Source organism: Aquabacterium sp., assembly GCF_021768455.1.
Taxonomy (GTDB): domain Bacteria; phylum Pseudomonadota; class Gammaproteobacteria; order Burkholderiales; family Burkholderiaceae_C; genus Aquabacterium.
On record NZ_JAIZVX010000149.1, the window covers coordinates 1 to 10,149 of the forward strand.

General features: G+C 61.7%; 12 protein-coding genes. 4 read left to right on the top strand and 8 right to left on the bottom strand.

All coding sequences use genetic code 11. The features are described from left to right. From QZ994_RS16275 to QZ994_RS16300, 6 genes are all read right to left on the bottom strand, one after another. Positions 1-1,566: efflux RND transporter periplasmic adaptor subunit (locus QZ994_RS16275; protein ID WP_290873989.1), on the bottom strand; the 1,566-nt coding region annotated here is incomplete at its 3' end. 13 nt (positions 1,567-1,579) lie between these two features. Continuing rightward, positions 1,580-2,863: a TolC family protein gene (locus QZ994_RS16280; protein WP_290873992.1), complete on the bottom strand. Its 1,284-nt coding sequence runs from the start codon at positions 2,861-2,863 to the stop codon at positions 1,580-1,582. Positions 2,864-3,090: 227 nt separating this feature from the next. After that, positions 3,091-3,501, bottom strand: coding sequence for a hypothetical protein (locus QZ994_RS16285; RefSeq protein WP_290873995.1), 411 nt, complete (start codon positions 3,499-3,501; stop codon positions 3,091-3,093). 2 nt (positions 3,502-3,503) lie between these two features. Further along, positions 3,504-3,935, bottom strand: coding sequence for a MerR family transcriptional regulator (locus QZ994_RS16290; protein WP_290873998.1), 432 nt, complete (start codon positions 3,933-3,935; stop codon positions 3,504-3,506). A gap of 94 nt (positions 3,936-4,029) precedes the next feature. Further along, a complete protein-coding gene (locus QZ994_RS16295) occupies positions 4,030-4,506 on the bottom strand; it encodes an RES family NAD+ phosphorylase (RefSeq protein ID WP_290874001.1) in 477 nt (158 codons plus the stop codon). Beyond that, a complete protein-coding gene (locus QZ994_RS16300) occupies positions 4,503-5,183 on the bottom strand; it encodes an antitoxin Xre/MbcA/ParS toxin-binding domain-containing protein (RefSeq protein WP_290874003.1) in 681 nt (226 codons plus the stop codon). The genes QZ994_RS16295 and QZ994_RS16300 overlap by 4 nt, the downstream gene beginning before the upstream one ends. A 409-nt stretch (positions 5,184-5,592) precedes the next feature. On the opposite strand from QZ994_RS16300, the gene QZ994_RS16305 reads away from it, so the two are divergent. Next, a complete protein-coding gene (locus QZ994_RS16305; protein WP_290874006.1) occupies positions 5,593-7,287 on the top strand; it encodes a hypothetical protein in 1,695 nt (564 codons plus the stop codon). Between the two features lie 11 nt (positions 7,288-7,298). On the opposite strand, the gene QZ994_RS16310 is transcribed toward QZ994_RS16305, so the two are convergent. Beyond that, positions 7,299-7,895: a sce7726 family protein gene (locus tag QZ994_RS16310; protein WP_290874009.1), complete on the bottom strand. Its 597-nt coding sequence runs from the start codon at positions 7,893-7,895 to the stop codon at positions 7,299-7,301. Here QZ994_RS16310 and QZ994_RS16315 point away from each other — a divergent pair. Further along, positions 7,873-9,147: a hypothetical protein gene (locus tag QZ994_RS16315; protein WP_290874012.1), complete on the top strand. Its 1,275-nt coding sequence runs from the start codon at positions 7,873-7,875 to the stop codon at positions 9,145-9,147. The genes QZ994_RS16310 and QZ994_RS16315 overlap by 23 nt on opposite strands. A 12-nt stretch (positions 9,148-9,159) precedes the next feature. Here the strand turns inward: QZ994_RS16315 and QZ994_RS16320 are convergent, their stop codons facing one another. After that, entirely contained in the window at positions 9,160-9,405 is a 246-nt protein-coding gene (locus QZ994_RS16320; protein WP_349677464.1) for a helix-turn-helix transcriptional regulator, read from the bottom strand. 72 nt (positions 9,406-9,477) lie between these two features. Here QZ994_RS16320 and QZ994_RS16325 point away from each other — a divergent pair, with 72 nt between their 5' ends. Together QZ994_RS16325 and QZ994_RS16330 are read left to right on the top strand one after the other, a co-directional pair. Continuing rightward, positions 9,478-9,801, top strand: coding sequence for a hypothetical protein (locus tag QZ994_RS16325; protein WP_290874019.1), 324 nt, complete (start codon positions 9,478-9,480; stop codon positions 9,799-9,801). Between the two features lie 11 nt (positions 9,802-9,812). Next, a partial coding sequence (locus tag QZ994_RS16330) for a hypothetical protein (protein WP_290874022.1) occupies positions 9,813-10,149 on the top strand: 337 nt, incomplete at its 3' end.

Consider the following 10,149-nt stretch of genomic DNA (forward strand, 5'->3'; position numbering starts at 1 on the left):
GCCATCGGCATCCATGTAGAACTCAAAGCTCACCGGGTCCCCCACTTCCAGATGGCGGGGCAGTCCGCCCTTGAGCGGCACCTTGAAATCCATCGTCATGGCGCCCCACTTGAGTGAGGCAATCGGCCCGTGCGACAAGGTGATGGCCTCGCCTGTCAGGGCTTCTACCTTGGCCTGACCTTCGTGTCTGGGTGCAGCCTTGTCCACCGTCGTCGCAGGCGTGCCATTCAAGCGGGCTTCGACACCCTTGAGGCTGGCTTCCGAATCGATCAGGAACTGCGAAGACACCACCACACGCTGGCCCACATCCAGGCCGCGCTTGACCTCGGTTTGCCCATCGCTCTCGATGCCCGTCTCGATCTCGACCGGGCGGAACCGCCCTTTGTCTTCTGCCAGCATCACCACGGTGCGTTTGCCCGTCTGGATGACGGCCTCGGTGGGGATCAACAAGGCCTTCTCAGCACGCATGTCCATGAACTGCATGGTCACGCTCATGCCAGGCACGAGGCGCATGCCTGGGTTGTTCAATTGAACGCGGGCCTTGAGGGTGCGGGTGCCAGGGTTGACCTCTGGCACCAGAGCCTGAACCGTGCCTTCAAAGGAAGTGCCAGGCACAGCCGGGCTGCGCGCCTGCACCTTGGTGCCTGGGCGCAGTTGTGCGACCTGACTCTCCGGCACTTCGGCGTTGGCCCAAACCGTGGACACGCCGTTGATGCGCAACAAGGTGGCCCCTGGCATGACGGACATGCCTTCGCGCACCATCAACTCACTGAGCACGCCGTTGATGGGTGCCGCCAAAGTGATGCGCGGCTGGGTCTTGCCGGTTTGCTCGACGCGCTTGATCTGATCCTCGCTCATGCCGACCTGACGCATGCGCTGGCGAGCGCCATCGACCAAGCTGCCCAGGTCGTGGCCCTGCATGCGGCGAACAGACAAGAACTCTTCTTGTGCCGCCACCCAGTCCGGCACGTAGAGATCGGCCAGGGGTTGACCTTGTTTGACCGCATCCAACGTGGCGCGCACATGCAGCCTCTCGACAAACCCTGCCGCCCGCGCTTGCAGGACAACCTGGTCGCGTTCGTTGTAGGCGATGCTGCCCACGGCAGAAACTTGGGGTGACAGCATCCCCTCGGTGACCTCTGCGGTGCGCACGCCCAGGTTCTGCTGGATGCGTGGGCTGACGGTGACCTTGCCCTGGTCGCCATCGCTGTCTGCGTAGACGGGCACCAGCATCATGTCCATGAATGGCGACTTCGCGGGCTTGTCAAACTTGTTGCCCGGCACCATGGGGTCGTGGTAGTACAAGATCTTCTTGCCGGTGACTGGGTCCATGTCGCCAGCCTTGAGGCCATCGGCGATGTGGCGCCGGGTGGCGTCTTCACCCTCGGCCACGCTTTGCGGCAGGGCTTGGGTGGCGTTTGCTTCAGCGGCGGGCTGAGCGGGGTGCTGATCTGCGTCGGCGCTCATGCCCATGCCTCTTTGCATGCCCAACGCGTACAGGCCATACGAGGCGGCACTCAGTGCTGTGGCGGCAATCATGGCGATCACCAGATTATTGAGTTTCATGTGAGGCTCCGTGTCAGCGGTCAAGAACGGGCATGGTCAAGTCGTGTTCCACCGGAATCAGGTAGTTGAGCTGCGCCCAGATGCGAGCTACTTCCATGTCGAGTCGAAGCCGGTCCATCTGGGTGTCCAAGGCCATGCGGCGAGCCTCCAGCACGGAGGCCAGCGTGCCGCTCCCGCCTCGGTAGGCGGTCAAAGCGGCCTGGGTTCGCTCGGCTGCCAGGGGGATCAAGACGCTGTCGTAGCGACGCAGTCGATCCCGGCTGCTCTGCCAAGTCTGGAGCATCGCCGTGACCTGGGAAAGGTGCTCCCGTGTGGCTTCTTCGCGCTGGGCGCGCATCTGCTCAACGGTGGCCAACTTGGCAGCCAGGTCGCGGTCTTGACGGCTCTTTTGATCCCACTGCAAGGGAACAGAGACATTGACAGAGGCCATCTTGGAATAGCCGGGCCCACGTTGACTGAGCATCAGCTCCACACCCCAGTCGGCTTGTTTGTTGGCTCGGGCCAGGTCTGCGTCGGCCTGGGCCATCTCTTCCTGCCGGATCAGGACGGTGATGTCAGGGTGCGCGGTCAGGGTGCTTTCCAGATCGTTCAGGTGCGAGGGAACATGGCGGGTGTCGGGCGCATCGCCCAGGGGCGTGTCGGCTGCACGACCTGTCCACCGGCGCAGCGCGGTCTGCGCTGTGCTCACTTCACGCATGGCCTGGTCGATGCGGTCATCCACCTGAGCAAGCGCTGCGCGGGCAGCGAGCACTTCAGTTTGCGATCCTCTGCCCCCTCGATAGGCGACCTCAGTCGCCTCCACTTGCAGGCGGATTTCATCGCGCTGGGCCTTGACCAGGGCCAGCATGCGTTCCTGGTAGTAGAGATCCAGCCAGGCCATGGCCGTGTCACGTTGCAATTGAGCCAGCGCCTGGGCCCGGCTGGCCTCGCTGGCCTGGGCTTCCCGCTCAAAGCGCATGGACCGTGCAAGGCGTTTGTCTTGACGGGTGAACTCCTGCATGAGGCCCACCGAGCGCATGGTCATGAAATCGCGGGTGACGCTGAAGCGATCTGGCCCGTTGATGGGCAGGTTGTTGATGCCCAGTTTGAGGACAGGATCGGGCTGCTGTGCGGCCGAAACCGCCATGTCGCGGGCAGCCGCCGTGGCGTGGTTCTGGGCCACCAGTTGTTGTGAGCGCGCCTGGGAAAGCCTGAGAGCCTGTTCAAACGTCAGGACATCCCCGGCATGGGCGTGGAAGGATGCGAGGCTGAGGGCCACCAGAACGGCGACACCTTGGAAGCACGTGCGAATGCGCATGAGCATGCTCATGCAGATGGGATGGCCGAGATCGACCAGTTGCATGCTCCTGCGTGACAGGAGCGAAAAAAGGGGAAACATGACACCTCCGAATGAAGCCCATGGCGTAGGCGTGCGCGGGACAGGGCAGGCAAGGCAGAACGCCACGCGCCTGCATTGGCCAGCAACCTGCGCGACCAGGCGCTGAAGCGGCCGTCAGGCCTTTCAGCGCCGCGTCACTCGGCGTGTCAAATTCGGAAGCAGCAGTGCAGTATGGACAGCGGTGGTGGCGCCGCATGAAGGCGGTTGTCCGCAGTCGGCGCCAGGCCATCCGGCCTTGTGGCGTCCACCGTCAGGGCGACGGTGTACAGCGCGATCAACAGCGCCGCAGGCACGGTAGGCACCTGGGTGTGATCGCTTTGCTGAGTGGGGTGGCAATGCTCGGCGCACAGGCCAGGGTTGGCTTGGTCCAGATGCTTGCCCAATCCTTCGCCCATCTGCTCACAACCCACCATGGCGCCCATCGCTGTGATGGCGTCGGCGGGGGCATTGCCGGAGAAGACGTTGCTGGGGCAGGCGTAGGCCGCCACGCTCATCTGCGCGAACAGGATCACGCCGACCATCAGTCGGCAAATCCAATGCTTGAGCGCGCGGAGCATGGTCATGCGGCCACCAGCCCTGCGGGTCGAGGGGCGTGATCCACCAGGGCCGCGATGATGGGGCAGTGATCGCCCTTGGCCGACTTCTGGCAACAAGTGACCAAGCCTTCTAGGGCAACGGCCATGGCTTCCAGTTGGGTGGCTCGCTGGCGGATGTCCAGCACACGTTGCCGGGTGATCTCGCGCACGCGCATCTGATCGGTCTCGGCGCTCAAAGACACCAACGAGGCCACATCGTCGAGGGAGAAGCCCAACTCTTGTGCGCGCTTGATGAAACGCAGGCGCCGCACGTCACCCTCGTCGTACTGCCGAAAGCCATTGCCCTCACGGGCAGGCTCACGCAACAGCCCGCGCCGCTGGTAAAAGCGCACCGCTTCCACCCCGACCCCTGCGGTGTCGGCGAGCTTGCGAACGGTGAAGGCGTGGGTGGGCATGTGGAACGGCTTTACAGAAAGTCTGTACTTTGGAACAAAGTTTAATCAAGTCAGATGCCGCTCGTCAAATCGGCTTTTTCGCCTCGGGTGCGGATCATGGCGAGCGGAACAGCTTGTTGTACTCAAATGGCCGGGTCACTGTTGCGGTGATCGTGGCTGCCTTTGGGTGCAGCGGGTTGATGAGGGCAGCAAACTCCTCTGGCACGATCACCGATGGCACCAGCAAGATCGGGGAGCGAAGGGATGTCAGCCAGGCTGAGCCGATCTTGACGCTGGCGCCGCCAGCGGGGATGGCCGACCAGGCAGGAGGCAGAGAGGCAAGTGCCACCACCTCGTGCAACGCCCACACGTCGTCGGGCACCTCGATCTCCACCAAAAAACGATTGAGCGGCAAGCCAGCATCATCAATGTGCGCCGCCGTCTCTAACACAGCAATGGCGATGGTCGGGGCGCTGTAAACAACGGGCTGCTTCTCGTCGTTCCAACGTCCCGGTGAAGCCGCAGCCCCGCCACCGCTGAGGTCAGTTGCAGCGTATTTGCGCGTCTCTGCCGCGATGCGCCACAACTTCACAGGTAGGCACCGCTTCGCATGGCACCCAGCAGTTGGGCCACGATCTCCACGCCGGTGGGCGTATCCAGATAGTCAGCGGGTTTGCGTCCGCCCAGGGCGGGTTGGGGGCGCTCAATCCATTGGCCCAGCCATTTCACTGTGTCAAAACCATTTGCATCGGCTGCTGTGCTGTCTTCAACGATGTCCTGGGCGATACCCAGCAACTTGATCATGCCGATGGCTGCCAGGCCTGCGCGGCCATCGACCACCGCCCCAGCCGCAGACTTGCGTGCCGCCGTTGCGGGTGGGATGCGCAACATCGCGAACACCCTGGAAGAGGGCAATTCCATGCGCTTGGACAGATCCGTGATGAAAGTGCCCGCCACGCCATGGCGCTCCATCTCCACCATCTGCACAGGGGTGGCCTCATGCACTTGCTTGAGGTAGGCATCCACGCCCTGGCTGCGTTTGTAGCCAAGCAACACACCACCGCCAGCAGTAACAGGAGCGGATGTCTTGACGGGGCGAAACTCTCCTGAAGGCTGGCGAGCACGGCTGGTCGGGCTGAGTCCTGTGGCCGCAATGGCTTTGACGCCTTTGCCAGAGGTGCGCTTGGCCGCAGCAGGGTGTTTGTTGGTTACAGGCGCCATGGTCATCCCCAAGGACAATATCTCAATTGATATGAAGTCTAATCTCAATTGGGCGAAATTGCCAGTAACAGCGGCTGCAGCCCTTGCGATCTGAGCCGCCTGTCAACGCGTACGTCGCCTGGCAGAAGCCTTGGCTACGCCGGTTCTGCGCAAGCGAGCGGAGCTGGCCGAGGCGATCCACATGGGTGATACACCCCTGCTGGAAACCAGCATGACCCCACGCGAGATGAATCCGCATTTGTATCCCGCTCGCCGAAAAGGGGCGAGGGCTTGGCCTGGCTGAGCAGCACCCTGTAGATGAGCGCAAGGCCCCCTCAAGTTGGAGCAAAAGCGTCATGCGCACGATCTTGTTCCAGTGTCAGCAGGCACTTCGTTTTGCTCTAGCATGACAGCCAGCCGGGAGGCGCCGCATGAATTGCGCGCCTCACCGAGCCCCATACAAAACAGGTGAGTTCTCATGTCATTGACGACCTTCGGGAAGCGCGAGCTGCCCTTGAACGTGTCTGTCTTTCCAAAAGGCAGTGCACGATGGCACCTAGACTGGTTTGGTCCGGTCTCCTTCCCCGACCGAGGGGGCCTGAACACGTCACCGTCGATTCGGGTTCAACTCTCCCGGATCGACGAAGCGCATGAGTCGCTGCACCCACAACCACGCCGATTGATCAAACACGTTCATGTGACCGTGCGAACGATGATGATCCTCGGCCTCGGCGACATCTGGTCGAATGGCTTCCTGGTTTGTCGCAACCAGCGAGAGCGGGTCACGTTTGAAAACGTGCCCATCTCGCCCAAGACCGTGCGCTTGGTGAAAACAGGCACCAGCCTCAGCCCAGGCAACTTCCTGCTGCCCGCAGACGAGCATCCCTGGCACATGCAGCACACGCATTCCTACTGCGCGGAAGTGACCATGGCGGATGGCAGGCACCTGGTGATCCCGTGCCCGGTGCTGCTCAGGTTCTACTTCGGCTCCTCTTCTGCCCTGCTCGCCAAGCTGTTCCGCCCCGACCTCAAACGGACAGACCTTGGAATGGGCTGGAGCAAATCACCCGACGGACGCGCCGTTTTTCTGCGCCTCGGAGCCGCCATGCCGGGCCCAAGCGCCGAGGACATTGCACGCATCCTGCTGAACAAGCGAGCCTGGGCCGCAGCCAACTTGGTTCGCCAAAGCTGCCTTGAGGCATCGGTTCGCAACGAAACGGCCTACTTCAGATCAACCTTCCCATTTGAGGGCTCGACCACGCTGGAAGTACAAGGTGTCTGGGTCAGCCGCGAAGGGCACGCCAACAGAACATTCGTGGTCCACGAGATCCACAGCTGCACGGCGCCCTTCCCTTTCCAGACATTGCGGTACCGCTTGCTCGCCACCGGTTCACGCACCAGTCAGCGGGAGGCCCCACGCAAGTCTGCATTGCAGTCTCACGCGACGACCCCGACCACCTCTGAGCAAGTGCTTCGGACGTCGCAAGGCCCCAGAGCGCCCGAGCTTCATGAACGCGACGCGTCACACAACCTGTCACCTGCCACTGCGTTCATCCAAGCTCGCCGAAAGTTCAAGGACCTGGAGCACAAGACGGTGTACGCGTGGAAAGAGACCCCTCTGGTTCCACCCACCTTTCGCAAGGCCAAAACCAAAGACGCCAACGACGCATTCACCCTGGCAGATCAAGGCAGCGCAGCCAGGGTTCGCGGGCTGACGCTGGCCGAGTCAAGGACCGTCAGCTACTTTCACCCGCCCCCGCCCTTTCTGAGCCCGTATCTTCAGGAGCTGAAGCAGCTGACGCACCTGAACACCCAAGTCGTCACCATCGACGCGGTTGATGGGTGGACGGTTCCCATGCCTCCACGCAAACCCGGCGCGAAGAAGATCTTGCGGGCGTGCGTGATTTCTGTGGAGTGCCGCCACCTCTTCGCCACGGTCGTCATCCCTGATTGCAGCCCCACGTCTGCACTGGTGTACGCCGACCTCATCGTCAGAGACGATGACGAGCTTCAGCAGCTGCTTGAGCGGGTGCCGGCGGACCTGCGCAAGCAGCTGCTCCTGGGCGCTCAAACGGTGGTGGTGGGCAGCGGCATGAGCTCCTCCAGCTCCGGCCCCGACCTGGCCGTCGCCTCGCCGGTCCTCACCGCCACCTTGAACCGTCACTTTCTGTGACGCACACGACGTCAGCGAACGTCCCACCCCGTCAGGGAGATCGGGGGCGCCGTTCGCCTCCAATGCAGGAACTTCAGTACCTCGCGCCGCGCCCCGTCGGCACCACACAGCGTGATCAGGTGATCGGCAAGCCTGGCGCGGCACCACGAGGCCGGAGGGGGTTGCCCTTGGAGCGCGGTCAAGCGCTCCTGCAGGTAGCTTCTCCACAGGACCTGCGACGCCAGACGAGGGTCCGTGTGAGGGCTGCGGCCGCCGGCACGCGCTCGAACCCAGCAGAACTCTCCGTTCTCGTCTTGCGTGGCCATCAGCACACCCACCCAAGGCGGAGTGCGCGCACTGACCTCACCCCAATGGTGCCCTGTGACGATCGTGAGCCGGTCAAAGAACCGCCCGAGGTGCTCGATCTGCCGACCCAGATGGGCCAGCGAATCGCGATCGCTTTTGATTGCGAACCCGTGTGTTTCGTCGCCTGTGAACAAAGCCATGTCGGCACGACATGCGCCATCGCAGATGACCATTTGCTGCTCCAAATGGTATTTCCCCGCAGCACTTGATTGCTGGATTTTATTTTTCAGGTGATATTGGATGAGTGAATCGTCGAAAAACATGAATGAGCCCTCCTCGGAATCAATATCCAACAATTCAGAGGAAGTTCAAGCCCACTCAAACAAAAGCAAGATCCCGCCTTGGGATATTCTTTCGAAGTGGTTTCAGCGGGCAACCAAAATCACAGGCCTGCTCGGTGCCTGGCTGGTTTTTTCATATTTCTTGATGACTGGCTACGCCCCGATCGACAACTTGGCGGGTGTAGGGGCGATTGCGGTGTTCATTGCCTACATCGCAGTCTTGTTGGCGTTCAGCTTCACGGTGCTATGGGGCATGCCATCTTTCGTGCTGAATCAGTGGGTGGAAGCCAAAAATCGGGACGACCTCGTAGGCGGCCTGCTCCAGGAGAACGGCACAGCCACCTCCCCCGCCCCGTCCTTGCAAAAGGTGCTGCTTTTCAGCGCAGGAACCATCATTGCTCCGGGTTTGATATTCTGGCTTTGTGCCTTCAAGCCATTTCTCGGTGAAGTCTTTTACATTCTGCTTGCCGCCGGGATAGCATTTTTCGCGCTCGCCTGGTATGCATTCGTTTTCCCAAAGGGGTCATCAGACTCACCCCGGCTGTTGAACAACAAGGGGAACAGGGCGCGAGCAGGCAAACGAACCGCCCTTTTCCTTGCTCTGTCTGCTGCATCACTCCCCGCAGCTCTTCCGATCATAAAAATCCTGGAAAACGCCAGCATTCTTGAAAAAGCCAGCGATCAAGCGCAAATCGCTGCTGTATTCGGCTCTCTGGTGATCGTGTGCATCGGAAACTCGTTGGCTTGGGCGATTTCACTGAGCCCAAAAGCGACGGACACAGTCAAGCATGTCGCCACGGCATTCACGGCTGCATCGTCCATCGCCCTTTTGGCGCTGCTGGTCGGCGCCACCTCCGGCCTCACCCGCATGGTCATGAGCGCCAGCTCCATGAGGCTGGACAACACGACCATTCACATCGAAGGTTCGTTCTGCGGCGTCTTGGCCCGTGTCGTGGCGCCCAAGGAGGCATCGCCCACACGCTGCATGGTCACGCACGCGCAAGTGTCTTCACGCTTGGGTGACCGCTGGTGGGTGGAGTGCCGTCCAGGAACAGAAAACGCCACCGGCGACAGCAAGCCTGGCGGCTACAGCTTGCCGGCATCCCAGGTCGTCACGTGGACTCGGGGCATTGCGGCGGAGTCGGCGGCGTCCGCACCATCTGCACCTCAGGACGCCAACGCATACGCCGAATACACGGCATCGCAGGTCTGCGATGCGCTGATCAAGCGCTGACGCGGCGGCAGGTCACTTGCCTGGGGCGTCGAACAGCGCCTGAACAGGCACGCCAACGCTGTCTGCCAGCGCGTGAATCATGGTCAGCGTCGGGTTGGCCTTGCCGGTTTCGATCCGGCTCATGTACGTGCGAAACAGGCCGCAGCGGTCGGCCAAGTCCTCCTGCGTCATGCCTTTGGCTTGACGCAGTTCCCTGATCCTTTGACCGAAAGCCTGTTGAGGAGAGTGCCGCACAGCGCGACTCTCCAAGTTGTACACTCATTCGTACACACACTAATTCGCACATTCGGGGTTGTGCAACGCCCCGCTGTGCCACAACGGGAGGTTGAAATGAGTGACCAGGAAGGGCTCCAGGAGCGCCCGGCGATGACGCTGCAGTCGGCGGCGTTGTTTTATGCAGGCCTGTTAGTCGTCTGGCTGGGCATGCTCAAGCTGGCGATGAGCACCACGTGGTTCCCCAATGGGGCCTTGATCGCGTACCACCTCGCAGCGGGCTTTGTGCTGAACCGGTGGGTGTTGCGAGACTTGGTCCAGTGGCACCCCCAGCATGCCACCTTGAACAACGTGGTGAAGGCCAAGCTGTCTGCCTTCTTCTTTTTGCCGCTGGCCTACGCGGGCATCCTGATCAGGATGCTCGTGAACAAGGTGCTGTGAGTGGGGCGGCCATGAACCAAGCGAGCAACAGACTGGCTGTGTTGGCCATTGCCATGGTCGCGATGCATTTGAGCGGCTGCACGCGCAACGAGGCGGAGCCCACCGAAGCCAACTTGCTGGATGCTTTCGCCAGGTCCCCGGATGTTTGCGCCACGCGCTTTCCTTTGCCGCTGGAGGTGCCAGAGAGCGAACGGGCGACTGCGGCGAAGTACCCGACCATGGCACCAGGACGTGGCCCGATCCTGCTTGAAGCGGGGTTGCTGGAGAAGACGACGGTGAAGCGGGAGGTGCGCAAGTACCTTGGCGGCTCTTTCATGATCGAGGTGGACCGGTATTCGATCAGTGAAG

Excerpts from the sequence above, each read along its gene's own strand:
- QZ994_RS16315 (WP_290874012.1), top strand. The coding sequence starts at position 7,873 with ATGAGTGAATCGTCGAAAAACATGAATGAGCCCTCCTCGGAATCAATA.
- QZ994_RS16290 (WP_290873998.1), bottom strand. The coding sequence starts at position 3,935 with ATGCCCACCCACGCCTTCACCGTTCGCAAGCTCGCCGACACCGCAGGG.
- QZ994_RS16305 (WP_290874006.1), top strand. The coding sequence starts at position 5,593 with ATGTCATTGACGACCTTCGGGAAGCGCGAGCTGCCCTTGAACGTGTCT.
- QZ994_RS16325 (WP_290874019.1), top strand. The coding sequence starts at position 9,478 with ATGAGTGACCAGGAAGGGCTCCAGGAGCGCCCGGCGATGACGCTGCAG.
- QZ994_RS16310 (WP_290874009.1), bottom strand. The coding sequence starts at position 7,895 with ATGTTTTTCGACGATTCACTCATCCAATATCACCTGAAAAATAAAATC.
- QZ994_RS16280 (WP_290873992.1), bottom strand. The coding sequence starts at position 2,863 with ATGCGCATTCGCACGTGCTTCCAAGGTGTCGCCGTTCTGGTGGCCCTC.
- QZ994_RS16285 (WP_290873995.1), bottom strand. The coding sequence starts at position 3,501 with ATGCTCCGCGCGCTCAAGCATTGGATTTGCCGACTGATGGTCGGCGTG.